Source organism: Clostridium vincentii, from assembly GCF_002995745.1.
GTDB classification, from domain to species: Bacteria; Bacillota; Clostridia; order Clostridiales; family Clostridiaceae; genus Clostridium; species Clostridium vincentii.
This window is the reverse complement of record NZ_PVXQ01000014.1, coordinates 50,657-70,319: the sequence shown is the minus strand read 5'-3', so window position 1 is coordinate 70,319 and position 19,663 is coordinate 50,657. Positions and strand designations below refer to the sequence as shown.

Annotated in this window: 8 protein-coding genes and 1 CRISPR repeat array; all 8 genes read right to left on the bottom strand. The window is 35.7% G+C overall.

Going from position 1 to position 19,663, the window contains the following annotated elements; translation table 11 throughout:
- Positions 1-276: 276 nt before the first annotated feature.
- The 8 genes from CLVI_RS08085 to cas5c all read right to left on the bottom strand — a co-directional run bounded on the left by CLVI_RS08085 (position 277) and on the right by cas5c (position 19,654).
- Positions 277-2,859 (bottom strand): RyR domain-containing protein, encoded by a 2,583-nt coding sequence (locus CLVI_RS08085; protein WP_106059616.1) that lies wholly within the window; start codon positions 2,857-2,859, stop codon positions 277-279.
- Positions 2,860-2,970: 111 nt separating this feature from the next.
- Positions 2,971-3,975, bottom strand: coding sequence for a polysaccharide deacetylase family protein (locus CLVI_RS08080; RefSeq protein ID WP_106059615.1), 1,005 nt, complete (start codon positions 3,973-3,975; stop codon positions 2,971-2,973).
- A 968-nt stretch (positions 3,976-4,943) separates the two neighbouring features.
- Positions 4,944-14,023: a CRISPR direct-repeat array (repeat unit 32 nt; unit sequence ATTTCAATCCACACTCCCATATAGGGAGCGAC).
- 167 nt (positions 14,024-14,190) lie between these two features.
- Positions 14,191-14,481, bottom strand: coding sequence for a CRISPR-associated endonuclease Cas2 (gene cas2, locus CLVI_RS08070; protein WP_106059613.1), 291 nt, complete (start codon positions 14,479-14,481; stop codon positions 14,191-14,193).
- An 8-nt stretch (positions 14,482-14,489) separates the two neighbouring features.
- A complete protein-coding gene (gene cas1c / locus CLVI_RS08065; protein ID WP_106059612.1) occupies positions 14,490-15,521 on the bottom strand; it encodes a type I-C CRISPR-associated endonuclease Cas1c in 1,032 nt (343 codons plus the stop codon).
- Positions 15,518-16,183: a CRISPR-associated protein Cas4 gene (gene cas4 / locus CLVI_RS08060; RefSeq protein WP_106059624.1), complete on the bottom strand. Its 666-nt coding sequence runs from the start codon at positions 16,181-16,183 to the stop codon at positions 15,518-15,520. Before cas4 ends, cas1c begins: the two co-directional genes overlap by 4 nt.
- Positions 16,173-17,030 carry a type I-C CRISPR-associated protein Cas7/Csd2 gene (gene cas7c / locus CLVI_RS08055; RefSeq protein ID WP_106059611.1) on the bottom strand — a complete coding sequence of 286 codons (858 nt, stop codon included), beginning with the start codon at positions 17,028-17,030 and terminating at the stop codon, positions 16,173-16,175. The genes cas4 and cas7c overlap by 11 nt, the downstream gene beginning before the upstream one ends.
- 1 nt (position 17,031) lies before the next feature.
- Positions 17,032-18,939, bottom strand: coding sequence for a type I-C CRISPR-associated protein Cas8c/Csd1 (cas8c, locus tag CLVI_RS08050; protein ID WP_106059610.1), 1,908 nt, complete (start codon positions 18,937-18,939; stop codon positions 17,032-17,034).
- Complete coding sequence (gene cas5c, locus CLVI_RS08045) at positions 18,923-19,654, bottom strand: type I-C CRISPR-associated protein Cas5c (RefSeq protein WP_106059609.1); 732 nt, start codon at positions 19,652-19,654, stop codon at positions 18,923-18,925. Before cas5c ends, cas8c begins: the two co-directional genes overlap by 17 nt.
- Positions 19,655-19,663: the final 9 nt, after the last annotated feature.

The following is a 19,663-nucleotide window of genomic DNA, read 5'->3' as shown; positions in this document are numbered from 1 at the left end:
AATTCTAAGTTAACCTTATAAATCAATGATACCACAAATTTCCTATTTATTACAATTAGTTCTGTTTTAAGTATGGATAGTCCACTACTGATAATATTGTGGATTTTTTAATAAGTATTAATGCTTTGCCAAATAACGATTACCCACTAGGTGAAAATATATTTCTTCCTAATTTACAGTAAGAGCTTGACCCCTGCAGCCACTATAGTAAAAGAAAATTGCCTCATAGGTAAATCTATATTTAGATTGTCCTCTGAGGCAATTTCACTTTATGTTTTATAATACGGCCTCACACTTGCATAAATATTTTAGCCGTTCAATTGTAAGATTTGAGTTTGATAGGATATATGGCCATGATTTAATATTTTCAATTATATTATTTTGGAATTCACTAGGTAAGCTATCCCATGACACTAGTGAAGGATGTATTTTTTTCTTTGCATCTAATATATTACCATGTTTCCACCCAGCTTCCTTTTTTACAAGTGACCAGCGTTTATGTTCATATTCAGCTAAAATATTCACTTCTTTTTCAGTGAAATTTATAACATCAGGTTTTTCTTTAACAGAGATAACTTCATAATTGATTTTATGCAAAGCATTAGGGATATGCCTTACCTGATCTCGGATGGAATTTTTAATTTCATTATTAAGCTCTTCCCATGCCTTTAAATAGCTCAAAGTCTCCATATTTCTATCGTCGCATAGTATTATATCATTGTAATGAATAGCCATAGCAAGCTTTTCAATTTTTTCACTAAAAAATGTATCATGCATTAGATTACGTAAAAACTGTTCTTCATCCACATGTAATGTCAACTGTTCCTTAGAAGGTAGATGTGATTGTTCCCACTTTCTAGCATTATTTAGCATACTCATCTCTAGTATTGCTTCCATGGATCTTGACTCATGCTTATACTTTGGAACTTTAAGTAGTGCTCTTAATACACCACTGTCTATTTGAGCTTCACCTCTTTCATTTATAAGATGAGGGGTTTTTCTCTCTAGTAGTGAACGTAACAGCATGGCTCTACGAATGACAAACAATTGATCCCATTGTTCATCAGTTTGATTTGGCCCCAAAATATTCACATAACCCCTTAACCGGCTTACAAAGTCTGGGCCTTTAGCATTTTGAAATTGGCTTAAAAATTCTTTATGTTCTCCTTCATCCTCTATATTTTCTCCACAAAATTCTTTAAAAGTTATGCTAGTTCCACCTGCGAAAACAAAAATTGCTTTCCCAATAGGATGGATGGCATCCCCTTCTCTAAATGCACCATCTTGCATAGGTGCCAGAAAATGTTTTAACCATCCCAATTTCCCATCAAATGCTGAATCAAATTCATCAAAAAATACTAATGGTACTTTTCCTGTAAGTGAAATATCCCTTACCTTATGAAATGCAGTAATTAAATTACCTACTGATTGAAATTGTGATAAATTAAAATCTAATTTTTCAATTATCTCTGGAGCAATACTAGACGCAACTTCTGTTACACCAAAAGATTTTCCAGAGCCAGGTGTTCCAAATACAGAAATACAAAGAGGATGCTCTGTTTTTTTTGCAGATACATATTCAGTCATAAGATTTTTAATACTTCTATATGCTTCAATCTCTGCTCTATCAACAGCTTTTAATTTTCCGAAAGTTGCTATTGGTATGAATTTAAGTGCACTTTTTTCTCCATTTTTAACAATATCATAAGCTATTTCAGTTAAATTACTAGAGTTTTGGTCCTTTATAATATACCAACAGGACTGACAATCTGGATTATCTGAATTACGTATTAGTACATCCTGTATATTTTCTTTATATATAAAGTCATCTTTTTCTTCAGTGAAAATTGCTGGATTAGGAAAAGTGAATTCCTCAATATTTTCACCGAAACCATAAATAAAATATTTTTGTGCAGAAACAATACCCTCACGTATACCCTTACCTATTGATTTACTAAGTTCCTCATTTTTAAGTTTTCCTGAAACAATACTACGTGTAAGTCCAGCTACAAAACAAGATGTAAGTCCATAAATTTTACCTTGGGCTTCTTTAATAAACCCTCCTTCAAATTCATTCGGAAGAAAGTATAATTGTGATTGAGATACTCCGTCATTTCTATAATAAATAGCACCTTCAATTCCAAATGGTATTACTAGATGGTGACACTTGGCAATAAATGCGATATTAGGATTGTTATTTATTTGCCAAATAAAATCCAGAGCTGTTTTTTCCCAAGAGAGACTTTTGCTAATGTTAACCCCTTTGGATCGCAAATCATCCCCACCTATAATTACAACAGTATTTTTTATATGATATTTTTCTACTTGTTTCCATAGATCACTAAATTCAATGGGATTATTCATTTTATATATTACTAATGGTGATTTTTCAGTTGATTTTATAGCCAAAGGCCAAAAATCTTTATTAGAACTAAATCCATTATTTTCATCATCTATTATCACTACATCAGCATCTACATCATCATTTATAATTGGAAGTAACTTAGGATCACCAGTTGATGGTCCTGTATATCCAAGAAAACTTTTTACACGATATACCTTATCTTTGTTTTTTTCTCCTATTGTTTTAGGAAAAAGCTCTAACTCTGAAGTAGAACGTAAAAGTTTCTTTGGAATAGGTGCATCCAGGTCTTCTATTTGTGGTGATATTACAGAACCCTCAATAGCTAAATCTACCAGTCCAGATAGAAGCAGAGCCCCTCCACCCTTTGCAATAACATTCATGTTTGTATGATTTCTCCAATTAGAAGGGCTCTTATCTTTGGGTTCAGTTTTCCATTGTAGTAAATCGATGCATATATCTCCTGAAACTACAATTTTCAAATCTTTTGTATCCATATTTTTAACTCCTTATATTTTCACATTATTATTTAATGCAAAAACTCCTGACTGAATCTATTTATATGATATTATATACCACCATAATAAAATAACAACCTAATTAAAATCCTATTTCAATGTTCTAAATTCATAACCTTGTTCTTTTAAATATTTTATAATTCTAGGTAATGCCTTAGCGGTTTGTTCTTTACCATATGTATCATGCATTAAAATGACTACCTTTTCTTTAGCTCCTATAGATGCTTTCGTTATCTCAACTAATTCATCTGCGGTTTTCTTTTTTCCTTCTGAATCTTGATCATAAGCATTCCAATCAATATCATACATATTATTTTCTTTTAATCTAGCACTAAACGCATCTAAATTAGGATCATTATAGTATTTTCTAGACATATATCCTCCGGGGATTCTTAAGACTCTTGTATGAAAGCCTTGTCCAATAATTCTTTTTATTGCCTCATTAGTTTCATTTACTTCATTCATGTAAGTCTCTATATTAATCTTATTTCCTGGAAATACCTTTTTTAAATCATGGGTATATGTATGATTTCCTAAAGCATTCCCTTCTTCAAAAGCTCTTTTTACCAACTGCTTACTTTTTTCATCAGCCTCTAGACTTTTCCCAATTAAAAAGAAAGTTGCTTTCACATCTTGTTCCTTTAACACATCTAATATTTCAGGAGTTACAGTAATGGATGGCCCATCATCAAATGTAAGGAAAACTATTTTTTTGCCATCTTTTATTTCTGTACCATTCATTTCATTTTTTAATTTTTCGATATCATAAGTATATTTCTCCCCGTCTTCGTTCACATTTGATTCCTTAATAGTATTTTCATCTATTGCAATAACTTCATTGCTATTTTCTATATTATCATTTGGATTGATTTCTTCAGTGTTTTTGCCTGAAGTAACCAGGGTAGCTTGTCCATATTTATTGTAAAAATATTTACCTGTCTTAAAAACTCCAAAAAAAACTCCAATAATTATAGTTAACATTAAAATTATCTTTAATATAATACCTTTATTTTTTCTTTGCCGTCTTGTCTTTCTTCGTATCAATTGTGTTTTTTGCCTTCTTTTCTTTATTCTTATCACTTGTGTTTTTTGCATTGTTTTTTCTCCTTTATTGTAAGAGCCTTTAAAACTCGATCTTTCTTTAAATATAAATATTGTTATACCTTTAATAATAACATCTAAATATGCGATAATTTGTTTATAAATCTAAAGAAATCCTTAAATTTTTATCTAATTACTACTTTTTTAGAATTTAGTATAATTACAGTTAACCTCCTAGAGGATATTACGAGTATCTTGCCTTGAGATTCTACTAATTAGAAGGGCTCGTATCTTTAGGTTCAGTTTTCCATTGCAGCAAATCAATGAATATATTTCCTCGCCTACCTATTTATAGGATATTATATAAAAATAGGTAGGTGACTAAATTTGGATGGTATATATATTATTATAACTAGTGTTATATTTTCTATTTTGTTTAGGATATTATTTATTGGCTTGAACAATAGTGCCTTAAAGTTATTTGTACCACTACAAAATATTACACGAAATTTAAAAAGAAAGGGAATATGTAATACAATTATTTCTCTTTCATTTATTCTTATCGCTCTTGGTATTAAAATTTTTTTTAATTTAAATATTATTGAATTTGGTATAATATTAGGTTTATTCTTTGCATTTATTGATATAATCTTCGAAATAAATTTTGGCAGCGGTAGAAAAGATAAAAATCCTTGATGAAATTGATATTTTTCCCCATAAGAAAAACCCTTGAGAAATCAAGGGTTTAATTTTGTTTGCTTTGTATCACTATTAGAAGTTCCCAATGATGGATACTTGTTTTTTATTAACAGTTTCAATTTATTGCATCATTTATAGTATTTAATGAATTAAGTAGTAGATACCTTCTCCTATATTTTTTCCGAATTCAATTAATAAGTATACTGATAAATATAAAAATAATCCTATAATTATTATTGATAAAACTTTATTTTTTTAATTATATCATAAATCATATTTTGTAATGTTTTGATATTCCTACCTTTTGTACATTACCTAATTGTATTTCAATCCACACTCCCATATAGGGAGCGACCACTTCTAAAAAACTCATTGCACTTCCAACAATGATTTCAATCCACACTCCCATATAGGGAGCGACATTGTGCAATCATTTGAGCCATAGCTTCCATCTTATTTCAATCCACACTCCCATATAGGGAGCGACTTTGCTGTTAATTGATGTATTCCTCTTCCTGTAAATTTCAATCCACACTCCCATATAGGGAGCGACAAACAGGAGATAAGTTATTAGTATTTGTTCCAAATATTTCAATCCACACTCCCATATAGGGAGCGACATAAAAAGATGGAGTTTGCATAATATGGGTTTAGATTTCAATCCACACTCCCATATAGGGAGCGACTTTACAGTTCTTGTACTATCTGCCACATCAACATTATTTCAATCCACACTCCCATATAGGGAGCGACGAACAAACGATGTTTCATCCAATCGAACATTAGGAATTTCAATCCACACTCCCATATAGGGAGCGACATGTTGTTATAAATGCAATGAAAAGTGTCTAAAGAATTTCAATCCACACTCCCATATAGGGAGCGACTACCTTTTAATTCTTCTCTATCTGCTACAGCTTTATTTCAATCCACACTCCCATATAGGGAGCGACCTGGAAGCAAGTGTAGGAAGTATCCAAACCCTTGTATTTCAATCCACACTCCCATATAGGGAGCGACTCAGTGGTGGCAAAGGAAGTTGTTATAAAAGTAAAATTTCAATCCACACTCCCATATAGGGAGCGACTATAAATATTTTGCTTACAGATACCGCAATCACTTATTTCAATCCACACTCCCATATAGGGAGCGACATAAAAGATGGTACTGATACAGTGTTTCATGTTAATTTCAATCCACACTCCCATATAGGGAGCGACACACCTCCAGATACATTTAAAACAGGATGGGTAGATTTCAATCCACACTCCCATATAGGGAGCGACCAATAGTTCCATTAACAACCAGAATATCAACAGCAATTTCAATCCACACTCCCATATAGGGAGCGACTTTAACACTAATACAATAGTTCCATTAACAACCAATTTCAATCCACACTCCCATATAGGGAGCGACTTCCAAATGAGAGTTTTAATTTTGCTAGAGTATTATTTCAATCCACACTCCCATATAGGGAGCGACTTTAATAAAGCTTTTCCTATATCAAGAGCACTTAATTTCAATCCACACTCCCATATAGGGAGCGACTACGCTAGATGAAAGGATAATTAAATGTTTGCAAAATTTCAATCCACACTCCCATATAGGGAGCGACAGCAGTGAATGAATTAACAATCAAAGGTATTAAAATTTCAATCCACACTCCCATATAGGGAGCGACCTTATAAGATAGCTGATATAATTCAGCTTTAGATGTATTTCAATCCACACTCCCATATAGGGAGCGACGCTATAGCTGGAGTAAAAGGAATGTATAAAGAAAAATTTCAATCCACACTCCCATATAGGGAGCGACTTCATATTCTTCAATAGCTGCAATAGCAGCTTTAGTATTTCAATCCACACTCCCATATAGGGAGCGACCATTACCTCCATCAGTTGAGACATTTGCATTAAAATTTCAATCCACACTCCCATATAGGGAGCGACCTCCTTATCTTTATTAACTAACCCAACTGCTGTGATTTCAATCCACACTCCCATATAGGGAGCGACGGCTATTTTCTTGTACTATAAATAAAGGATAAAATTTCAATCCACACTCCCATATAGGGAGCGACGCACAAGTAGCATTAAGTGTAGCGACGGCTGCGTGATTTCAATCCACACTCCCATATAGGGAGCGACTCTATTGCTTTTTTCACACCTTCTGTTACAGCCTCTATTTCAATCCACACTCCCATATAGGGAGCGACCATACTATAATCATTACTAGCATCTTTACCTATTTATTTCAATCCACACTCCCATATAGGGAGCGACGGTATAGAGCCTCCAAGCCACCTGCCTGTTTTAATTTCAATCCACACTCCCATATAGGGAGCGACTTGACTTAATACTTGCAGTAGTATCTCCCGCCATCGATTTCAATCCACACTCCCATATAGGGAGCGACTGCCACAATCAACATTAAATGGTGGCGACTATGGATTTCAATCCACACTCCCATATAGGGAGCGACAACTTTCATGGTGATATTGCAATATATAGAGGTGATTTCAATCCACACTCCCATATAGGGAGCGACGAATGTACCTGATAGCGTTGATATTAGATTTTTAATTTCAATCCACACTCCCATATAGGGAGCGACGTAAATTCTAATTTATCAGTTGTAACACCAAACGATTTCAATCCACACTCCCATATAGGGAGCGACTGAAAAAATATTGATATTGTTCAGTTGCATTAGTATTTCAATCCACACTCCCATATAGGGAGCGACTTTGAAACATGTTTCTATCCTCCTGATGTAGACGAATTTCAATCCACACTCCCATATAGGGAGCGACAGGGAATGTTATTCTAAGTGGTGAAGGTCAATGATTTCAATCCACACTCCCATATAGGGAGCGACATTGAAAATCACCCATTTGACAAAAGACTTGATAATTTCAATCCACACTCCCATATAGGGAGCGACCCTAGTTTTTTAGACATTCCCGACACCGTAATATATTTCAATCCACACTCCCATATAGGGAGCGACCTCATTTTATTCACCTCCTATAAGTTCAATTGAGGATTTCAATCCACACTCCCATATAGGGAGCGACTTCGTCAGCCATTATTGTAGTTTCAAAATATATTTATTTCAATCCACACTCCCATATAGGGAGCGACCAAAATGACTTAATGGCATACTTATCAATCTCTGAATTTCAATCCACACTCCCATATAGGGAGCGACTGCACCGAAAGTCTTGCTCATATCTAGTTGTGGAAATTTCAATCCACACTCCCATATAGGGAGCGACCTCATCTTCAAAACTTAATGAGGTCTTAGTTACTAATTTCAATCCACACTCCCATATAGGGAGCGACTGAATGTTATAGCTGGTATACCAGCTGTTAATACTATTTCAATCCACACTCCCATATAGGGAGCGACCCCTTGCATAAAATCATCTCGACCTTTGTATATTATTTCAATCCACACTCCCATATAGGGAGCGACTAAGTATTCTACCTATATTTAAACTTCTTACGCCTATTTCAATCCACACTCCCATATAGGGAGCGACACAACATCTACCCCCTTAACAAGGGCATCAGCTAATTATTTCAATCCACACTCCCATATAGGGAGCGACATAGCTTTTCTATGTTAAAAGGGTGTCGCATACTGTATTTCAATCCACACTCCCATATAGGGAGCGACGGTGTGGTGATGCAACAATGACAAGCCCAATGACAATTTCAATCCACACTCCCATATAGGGAGCGACCATATAAATCAGTTCCCTTCAGATTGGGATAACAATTTCAATCCACACTCCCATATAGGGAGCGACATATTTTTATCCCCTACTTTTACCCCCTCCAACGATTTCAATCCACACTCCCATATAGGGAGCGACACAACCTCTCCAGTATCTATCCTACTTGGTAAAGATTTCAATCCACACTCCCATATAGGGAGCGACTTTACTGATGTACTCATCTACGCCATCACCATTGAATTTCAATCCACACTCCCATATAGGGAGCGACAATGTATTATAATCTTTTAACCCCTTATCTTCAGTATTTCAATCCACACTCCCATATAGGGAGCGACCTCATAAGTGCCATTGAACCGGCCTGTTTAGCTGTATTTCAATCCACACTCCCATATAGGGAGCGACCATTACCTCCATCAGTTGAGACATTTGCATTAAAATTTCAATCCACACTCCCATATAGGGAGCGACACGATGGAAATTAGAGGTTGCAGGACAAACAAAAGAATTTCAATCCACACTCCCATATAGGGAGCGACATGATAGGTTATAACAACTTACTCAACATGGGAATATTTCAATCCACACTCCCATATAGGGAGCGACATTTCAATCACTCCTTAAATTTTGTTTTGTATCTATTTCAATCCACACTCCCATATAGGGAGCGACATATACATATAGTATATGACAATAGTTATATAAGAATTTCAATCCACACTCCCATATAGGGAGCGACATTAAATATTATTATGATAAGGGGTGATAACCAATATTTCAATCCACACTCCCATATAGGGAGCGACAGAGTTAAATTACCTTTAATATACATTTACGCTTATTTCAATCCACACTCCCATATAGGGAGCGACAATTAAGGGGGATGGATAAGTGGATAGCAAAACAATTTCAATCCACACTCCCATATAGGGAGCGACTCAAACATCGTGCCATATAATACCATATATAAAAAATTTCAATCCACACTCCCATATAGGGAGCGACTTAAAAATAGCCGATTTGGATAATGATAAAATTAATTTCAATCCACACTCCCATATAGGGAGCGACGCTACTGGCTTTATAAAAGGGTGGTATCTAAAAATTTCAATCCACACTCCCATATAGGGAGCGACCTGATGGTTGGGGATATGCTTTTACACCCATGACCATTTCAATCCACACTCCCATATAGGGAGCGACTGCAGGTAAATCACTTACACCTCTTTCAATTCTAATTTCAATCCACACTCCCATATAGGGAGCGACCAATCTCTAGTACTTCATAGACATCATCTATGTTTATTTCAATCCACACTCCCATATAGGGAGCGACAGTAGTTTTAATAGGTAGATTAACAAGGGATCCAATTTCAATCCACACTCCCATATAGGGAGCGACGATGGTTATTCAGTAGTTACTGTAAATGTTAGTAAATTTCAATCCACACTCCCATATAGGGAGCGACTTGTTTTCAGGATTTAATACTTGTAATCTATCCTATTTCAATCCACACTCCCATATAGGGAGCGACTTTCGCTGAATGATTTTTTTTACTTGAACAGTGAATTTCAATCCACACTCCCATATAGGGAGCGACCAAAGACCACAGCAAGGCTATAAATGATGTTATATTTCAATCCACACTCCCATATAGGGAGCGACATTTCAATAAGATGATGATATATGGATTAACACTAATTTCAATCCACACTCCCATATAGGGAGCGACTTTTCTACCAGCTATAAGTTTTCCATTTAAGTATGTATTTCAATCCACACTCCCATATAGGGAGCGACAATATTCTTTACCAACCATTGAATTGTGCTACCAATTTCAATCCACACTCCCATATAGGGAGCGACAACACATTGACGATTTAACAAGTAGATTACCCAACATTTCAATCCACACTCCCATATAGGGAGCGACATGCCATTCTGATGGGGAAGGATGATTAATTATGAATTTCAATCCACACTCCCATATAGGGAGCGACTTATAAGATGTTATTCCTTTACAATTGTTTTCAATATTTCAATCCACACTCCCATATAGGGAGCGACATAGATACCGCCTACTACGAGGATAAGAGTCTATATATTTCAATCCACACTCCCATATAGGGAGCGACTTTAGATAATATGGTCGTAATTATAGATAGTAGAATTTCAATCCACACTCCCATATAGGGAGCGACTCTTACAATTAATCGAACCGTTACCTCCCTCTGTATTTCAATCCACACTCCCATATAGGGAGCGACATAAATATGGAGGATTGCACTTTTATGACTTAGTAATTTCAATCCACACTCCCATATAGGGAGCGACAATATTGGATAATTGCCAGTAGATAACATCTTTTATTTCAATCCACACTCCCATATAGGGAGCGACACAATTCATATCCATACTAATTTCCACTAGATTGAAATTTCAATCCACACTCCCATATAGGGAGCGACCCTCTAGATATTGTTAATCTGTCATAACTTGTCCTATTTCAATCCACACTCCCATATAGGGAGCGACCTCAAATTTCATTTCTTCCTTGTGTTCCACATAATTTCAATCCACACTCCCATATAGGGAGCGACGTAATAAAGCTAAACCTACCTCTAGCAGTATCCTTAATTTCAATCCACACTCCCATATAGGGAGCGACCTTATATCGTTATTATCTCTTATGACTTGTTGTGATTTCAATCCACACTCCCATATAGGGAGCGACTTATATCGTTATTATCTCTTATGACTTGTTGTGATTTCAATCCACACTCCCATATAGGGAGCGACATACTCCAAAAATATCTCCTGTAACTGCATTGTCATTTCAATCCACACTCCCATATAGGGAGCGACCGGCTTAACCGGCTCATAAGGCAATCAATATGCAATTTCAATCCACACTCCCATATAGGGAGCGACACTACTGTTAATGCATCTGCTCTTTGTTCTTGCTTATTTCAATCCACACTCCCATATAGGGAGCGACCTATCCCCTAGACCACCATACGCACCCTAGGACATATTTCAATCCACACTCCCATATAGGGAGCGACTCCTTGGTTAAAGCTAATGCTGGATGTTCCCTGACATTTCAATCCACACTCCCATATAGGGAGCGACTTGTATAGTCAAAATCATTTTTAAAAGCATGAATATTTCAATCCACACTCCCATATAGGGAGCGACACTGACTTAAAGTATCTGGAATGCTATCATATAAATTTCAATCCACACTCCCATATAGGGAGCGACAGTTATACCATTATCAAGACCAGTATTGCCTGATATTTCAATCCACACTCCCATATAGGGAGCGACTATAGATTTCAACATAGTCTGGCATGTCAGCGGTATTTCAATCCACACTCCCATATAGGGAGCGACCTGGTGGTTCATTGGTTAAACAATGGAGATACAATTTCAATCCACACTCCCATATAGGGAGCGACTTCTTCTCTATGCTCTGCTCTGTAGTCACTGCATATTTCAATCCACACTCCCATATAGGGAGCGACATTAAGTCGCAATACTAGGAAAGGAAGTAAATGATTTCAATCCACACTCCCATATAGGGAGCGACTTGGCAGTACCGACCATTGATGGTATTGTAATAATTTCAATCCACACTCCCATATAGGGAGCGACCTAACGCTTCGTTTGCACATATTGCTATTTATATATTTCAATCCACACTCCCATATAGGGAGCGACTGGAGTGCATGTACTGGCTAACGCTTTTAATATGATTTCAATCCACACTCCCATATAGGGAGCGACTTAACATTATTTTGGGAACGATTAATTGAGGGGATGATTTCAATCCACACTCCCATATAGGGAGCGACAAAATGTACCTGCTAGCGTTGATATTAGATTTTTAATTTCAATCCACACTCCCATATAGGGAGCGACTAACTTGATATAGTCTTGAATTGTTTTGAACTTAATTTCAATCCACACTCCCATATAGGGAGCGACTATATTGTTTTGTCAGAAATACCAACTCCATCAATATTTCAATCCACACTCCCATATAGGGAGCGACTGCAATATGTGGAATGTTGGGAAATATTCAAACTATTTCAATCCACACTCCCATATAGGGAGCGACCTAAATGACACAGTATGTTTCGGTAGGACATTCGAAATTTCAATCCACACTCCCATATAGGGAGCGACGTCCTGCAATTGCCATTCCTCCACTTGCAATTGCATTTCAATCCACACTCCCATATAGGGAGCGACACAGTCAAGCTATCCAGCTGTAATGCTGACTGACATTTCAATCCACACTCCCATATAGGGAGCGACTTCAAAATAACGTCAATATTTGCAAAGGACAAAAGATTTCAATCCACACTCCCATATAGGGAGCGACAAAATAATGTTATGTTGGATGGTAATGGAGTTGGTATTTCAATCCACACTCCCATATAGGGAGCGACATGGAGTTCCTACCAATTATTATGCTTATAGTATATTTCAATCCACACTCCCATATAGGGAGCGACTTAATAACAATTTGCGTATTTGTTATTATTACTTAATTTCAATCCACACTCCCATATAGGGAGCGACCAGTAATTTCAAGTAACGAATATCTATCACTTGAAATTTCAATCCACACTCCCATATAGGGAGCGACCGTACAATTTTGTAATGGTATCAAATAATGAAGATTTCAATCCACACTCCCATATAGGGAGCGACAAAACTTCCTCGTCAGCGAATCCAGTCGTATTCACATTTCAATCCACACTCCCATATAGGGAGCGACAGGAGGGATTTGTTAAAACATATAGATGATATATCATTTCAATCCACACTCCCATATAGGGAGCGACTTAACCCTTAAAAACCACAGACCAATTTATGAGGATTTCAATCCACACTCCCATATAGGGAGCGACAACACCGATAATGGTTGCTTGTTCTGAACAACAACATTTCAATCCACACTCCCATATAGGGAGCGACTTTGATGCTCTAGTATCATTTTGCTATAATCTAGATTTCAATCCACACTCCCATATAGGGAGCGACTTCAGTTTTGATTGTGTATCTAGTGTGACTGCTGTATTTCAATCCACACTCCCATATAGGGAGCGACTTCACTTTTAGTCATTTGTCTACTTATAATGTTTTATTTCAATCCACACTCCCATATAGGGAGCGACCAAAGTACAAAGTTGTGACCATAGGAGTAAAAGAAATTTCAATCCACACTCCCATATAGGGAGCGACGTTATTAAAATAAAATGACAGTAATTTCAAGTAACATTTCAATCCACACTCCCATATAGGGAGCGACTTTCAAAAAATGAGCGTGAAAGCTCAATTTGCACATTTCAATCCACACTCCCATATAGGGAGCGACTTCATCAAAAATATACTCTATTCTTTCTTGTGATATTTCAATCCACACTCCCATATAGGGAGCGACTCCCCCTGCCTAAATTGTAGCAAAATGATACTAGAATTTCAATCCACACTCCCATATAGGGAGCGACAGATTCCGTTGGCATAGGAGATCCATTAAGTAGCAATTTCAATCCACACTCCCATATAGGGAGCGACTATACCACTATTATTTAAAGTATCCTTTCTAACATATTTCAATCCACACTCCCATATAGGGAGCGACAGCAAAAATGCCAAAAATCTGTTCAATTTACGAGACTTTTTGGTCATTTTTTACATTTTTATTCTTAAACTACATCACTCCTATAATATATTTCGCTTTTTACAAGAAATTTTCATTGTATTTATGGTGCGAAGGATCTATAAATTTCTGTTCTCTAAATATTCGCACTAAATTATAAGTGTACCCTCAACATCAATCGAATCTTTTGTACCTATATGCACAACCTTGCTTTTATAATTATTACCTAAATAATAAAACCTCAAGCTATCTTTATCCTTATCAATAATTTGTTCAAGTTTATATTGGATCTCACGGCATTTAGCTGCATCCAATACACACTCAAACACTGAGTTTTGAACACGTTGACCATAATTTATACATTGCTTTGCTACCTGACGCAAGCGTTTCCTCCCTAGTGGAGTTTGAGTATTTACATCATAGGTTATCAATACTAACATTTTATCACCTACTTCCACATAAATGTTGGGTATCCATCCAGGTCACCACGAATAAACCTTGCCAATAACATTGCTTGTGCATATGGGACAAGTCCCCATTCTAATTTTTCTTGCAAAAACGGATGTGTAATTATCTCCTGCTTCTTACTCTGCCACGCTTTCAAGATGGTTTTTCTTGTATCGTCATCCATAATAACTGCACCATTTTCCTTTTGAGTAAAACCTTTTGCATTTACTTCTCTTTTATTAATTAATGAAATTACAAACCGATCTGCGTAAACTGAGCGTAACTCTTCCATCATGTCAAGAGCAAGTGAAATCCTACCAGGTCTATCTCGATGCAAAAATCCCACATAAGGATCAAGTCCGACGGTTTCCAATGCCGCTGCAACATCATGTGCCAAGATTGTATACACATATGATAACATTGCGTTAACATTATCAAGAGGTGGGCGTTTATTTCGACAATGAAAATAAAAGAATTCTTTTTGTTGAAGAATTAAATCGTCAAATACGCTAAAATATTGTGATGCTGCTTCCCCCTCGAAACCTCTAAGTTGTTCTAAATCCTCACTTTGTTCAACTGATTTTAGAGAATTTGCAAGAACTTTAGAAACACCTTTTAACTTATTAACATCAAGTCGTATTGAGTAGTCGCGAGTTGCACGCTCAATCACCCAACGAGCATTATAAATCTTTCCCAAAATAAAGTTTCTAGCAATTTTATTGCTTTCCTCTATGTTGTCTGAAAGTCTATATTGTGTTTTTCTTAAAGTAACATTACCTCTAACCTCACCAACTACCCTTGCCAGAAATTTGCCGCTTTGTTTCATAAAACTTAATGCAATATTACGTTTTGCACATGCACCCATTAATGCTGGACTTGCGCCAGTGTAGCCAAAAGCAACAATACCTTCAAGATTATGTAATGGAATTCTTGAGATTTCTATTTGTTCTTTTAAAATCACAATATTTTCTCCATCAAGGGATAAATAAGTGTTTGGAGAAGTTACATATAGTGTATTTAGTAGCTTTCTCATTCTTCCACCTCCAGAATATTTTTTTTGATGTAATTAATAGCGGAGGGATTTTTACATAACTTTGGCATACAAACCTCAGTAAGTGAGCATGCTTTACAACTTTTAGATAGCTTGACTTTGGGCGTATATCTCCTATCATATAATTCATGCATTTCTTTAACAATTGTTTTTACTCGCTGACGTAACTCATCATCAAGAATAATTTTAAGCCTACGTTTTGTTTCTCCATAGAACAAAAAGCCTTCAGAAATTTCGCATAATAGCATCTCTTCAAGACACATAGCCTGTGCGCATAATTGCATAACATCTGATTCATCTTCTTTTGGTTTTCCACGTTTATATTCTACCGGAATTGGCTTGTAAGTTCCATCTCTACCAAATATATCTACCCCATCAGAAGCCTTATGTAGTTCAACAACATCACAGGCTCCAGTTATTCCTAGGGTACGTGAGAATATTGCCATTCCACGGGAAACAATTAAATCCCCACGTTTTTCTTTTATGGTGGTATCATGTGTTTTCTCATGAAGAATTTCGCCCTCAATTGTGCGAAGGTTTTCTTGCCATTGCTGTTCAATGTGTATTAATGCCCATTGACGTTTACAAAAGGAAAAATGCTGTATCCCAGACAATAGCAAAAAGTCTTCTTCCTTATATTCCATCATATATTTCTGGAGTTAACCCGTCTAATGTTTCATTAGAAATATTGTAATCATCAATACTTTTTGGTATATCTACAATTGGTACAATCTGCAGGCTTCTGTGTACCTTTGCAGAAGAATACTGACCCATCTGTGCATTATGTTTCCACCAATACAACTTACAAACTTCCATGCTACCATCAGGACGAGCTGAGGAGCAATCATTTTCAAAAAGTGTTCTAAGTGATTCTTTAATAAGATCGCTATCTTCTTGACTAAATCCTGTTTTTGTTGCAAGTTGAGTATTAATACTTCCATAAATCACATAAACTCCAAATTCAACCCTATGCTTCATACCCATAGTATCCGAAGCTTTTTTATCAGGATTTTTCTGAGTTTCACCATTAACACTTTTTGTAATCTGCATACTTGATATCTCAATTGGTGAAACACTTACTGCACAGTGGATTGAAACTGGTCCTCTTATGCCTATTGAAACAGAGTTATCATCCCCAGCTTTAAATGCAAATACTTGTCCAAAGCTTCTAACATCAATCCATTTTTCACAAGCTATTTTTGCGTAGTTTTCCTTATCTTTATTTGATTTTTTAAGCTCTACACAGCCCTCTGCTCTATCTTTTAAACTTCTAAAGCCATCCACACGTCTCTCATCAGATTGAACAAATATTGCTTGTCCCACATCTTGCAAGCGGTTACGTATTTTTCTTTTGATGCAAACATCAGAAATTTCTCCAAACCCATCGTAATTTTCTCTAGGTCTATTTCCGTTTAATGGATCACCATTTGGGTTTGCATTTTTTGTGGAAATAACAACTGCAAAATCAATCTTGTTTATAAAATTACTCATATTAATTCTCCCCTTTTATTGTTTTTTCTAATTTCTTTTTTTGATTTTCTTCAATTCTTTGATTTTTCTCATCAATAAAAACTTGCCTTTGACAATAATATCCTAAAATATAACTATCCTCTAATTTCTTTTGGCTTGTAAACTCATCATAAGGCATCGTAGAATTAACTTTGGTCATTAGTTCAGTTAATTTTGAGCATTTCGAACCTAATCTTGAAATATAGGGCTTAAGTTTATCCGTAATAATACCCCATGTTTTATAAGGATGAATTTTAAATTGATGCATTAATCTTTCTGCATTAGTATCTCTTTTCTCCCCTACTGTATATAATGCAAATTCCTCAATTTGTTGTGCAATTGCCAGTAGTCTTCCATAAGTATAACTTCTATCCTTCTGATTTTCATCAAGTGACATTTCCCATTCCTCCTTAAATTTATCGTATCTATATTTTTTAATTAATGCACAATTTATAGTTAATGCTTTTTTCCATTCCCAATTCTCCATTGAGATTGGATTTGAAACACGATTCACAACTGAATTAACTAGGTCATAAGGTAGTCGAGCACCATCAATAATACATGGTAATAGCTTCTCAACTGTTGCTTTCTTTAACTTATCACTTACTTTATCTCCATAAGCTGCTAGAGTTATATCTTTAGGAGAAGGAGATCCAATAAAAGTAATCCGTTTAAATTTTGGTTTTCCCTTCTCATCAACTCCATCAGGTACGTTTTTATATGAATGTTTCCAAATACAAGTTTTATGCCAATTTTCAATCCTATTTAAAAAATCAGAGCCGTTAAGTTCACGATAATAGGTTATGGATAATCGTCCTATTGTTGCTGCATCCAATCCCATTATTATAATTTCAGACTTTGTATCTATATCAGAGCTGTAACCTGAAATAGCTTTATTCAGCCTTTTAGCAAATTCCTTTTCTGTTGAAATAGTAAGAATCTCTTCCTCACCAAACATAGAATCCTGGGTATCTTCAAGAATTGGTGGTAACTCCTGATTTTTAGTTCCCCAAGCTACTATCACTTGGTCTCCATTTTTATAACCCTGTTTATCAATAAGCCAGCGTAATACATTATGGGCCTTTTGGGAAGTCTCATACCCAATACTTACAGCTTGGCTTTTATCTGTGAATCGTCCTCTATAAGTAAATCCACTTTCATCATTTGCTGAGATTAACTTTGCCTTATCGCCGGTATGCCTAACCTTTGCTGGATGTTTTTCTGAACAAGGAATTTCTTTTCCTTTTACATAACACAACTTTACTTCGTCTTGAAGACTTAAATAATAATTTATATGACTTTCATATACCGCCGGATCAAGCCATACAGATGATTCAATCTCTCCTTCAATTTCTACTTTAAATCTTATAAAAGCATCACTTTGTTCACTAGCTCCCATCTTCACACTTTTAGAAAGAAGGCCTTTATCATCACATAGTAGTATCTTTTGACCTATTAAATCTGCAATAAGCTGTTTCTTTTTTAAATATCTTAAAATTGCAGAAACTTTTCTATTACAGTAGTCAGAATTACCCCAACCCTCAAGTTTCTTTATATATTCATTATAAAATCCCTCTGCATTTTTCTTCTCTACGTAAATTGCATAATCCCCAGCAACATATTGTAATTTATCACATAATGGATGTGGTAATACACCATTTCCTCTTGATGCTGAATCTTCCGTTACAGGAATAATTGTAACAGTCTCCTCTTTACCAAGTGTTCTTGCACTTACTAAATTTCCTTCTCCATTAATAACAACTTCTATTTGTGCATTTTGGGTTGAATGTCCAATAGGAAGAAGTGGAGTTTTTCTCTCATCTGCCCCTACAACCCCTACTTCACTTTTGCAATTTTCATAGGTATCATAAAGTTTATGTATCCAGCTCAATAATTTCTCCCTCCTTTTCAAACTCTGCATATCCACTGAAGTTAGTTTCATCAAAAACCTTAGGTTTCATTGATGATAGCTCACGTTTTATGGTGCATTCTTCAGGTTTCAAAAATTTTATATAACCATTGTCCATTACTGGTGTCCAAAGCCTAGCTGTTAGCTTATCTTTTCCAGTTTCATCAGGATAATCAAAGCCATGAAACATAAGTCCAAAAGAAAGTGACCCATAATTGTCATAAGCTCCTTCTCCTTCTCCAAATTTACATGGTTCCACATAACCTTGACACTCCCTTGTTCCTAAGAAAATATCACGTCTACCACCACATTTAATCATTCTTTTAGCTATAATATAATGCTTGTTCTCATTTCTATCCTGCTCTAGATTTGGACGGTTATAATTCCACTCAAAATGAGCTTTTACTTGGTATTCAGCATTTGCCAAATACGTATATATGGACAGTGTGTTTCCTTCTTTACCGAAATTAATTGGGCGAATACCTTGTGATTGAGTTTTAATTAAATTCATAACCCTTACCTCATCAATTATCCAAATCAGAGTGGGTTTCCAATAAACACTCTCAAGAATTCCCTTTAATGCTTGATATGTAGGTACTTGATATGAGAACTTTTCTCCCCCAATTCTATTAATAGGATCACTAAATAGTGCATATCGCCCACTAACTTTAAATTCAACTATATTTTTGTATTCCAATAGACTCAA

Excerpts from the sequence above, each read along its gene's own strand:
- CLVI_RS08085 (WP_106059616.1), bottom strand. The coding sequence starts at position 2,859 with ATGGATACAAAAGATTTGAAAATTGTAGTTTCAGGAGATATATGCATC.
- cas2 (WP_106059613.1), bottom strand. The coding sequence starts at position 14,481 with ATGTTAGTATTGATAACCTATGATGTAAATACTCAAACTCCACTAGGG.
- cas4 (WP_106059624.1), bottom strand. The coding sequence starts at position 16,183 with ATGGAATATAAGGAAGAAGACTTTTTGCTATTGTCTGGGATACAGCAT.
- cas7c (WP_106059611.1), bottom strand. The coding sequence starts at position 17,030 with ATGAGTAATTTTATAAACAAGATTGATTTTGCAGTTGTTATTTCCACA.
- cas1c (WP_106059612.1), bottom strand. The coding sequence starts at position 15,521 with ATGAGAAAGCTACTAAATACACTATATGTAACTTCTCCAAACACTTAT.
- CLVI_RS08080 (WP_106059615.1), bottom strand. The coding sequence starts at position 3,975 with ATGCAAAAAACACAAGTGATAAGAATAAAGAAAAGAAGGCAAAAAACA.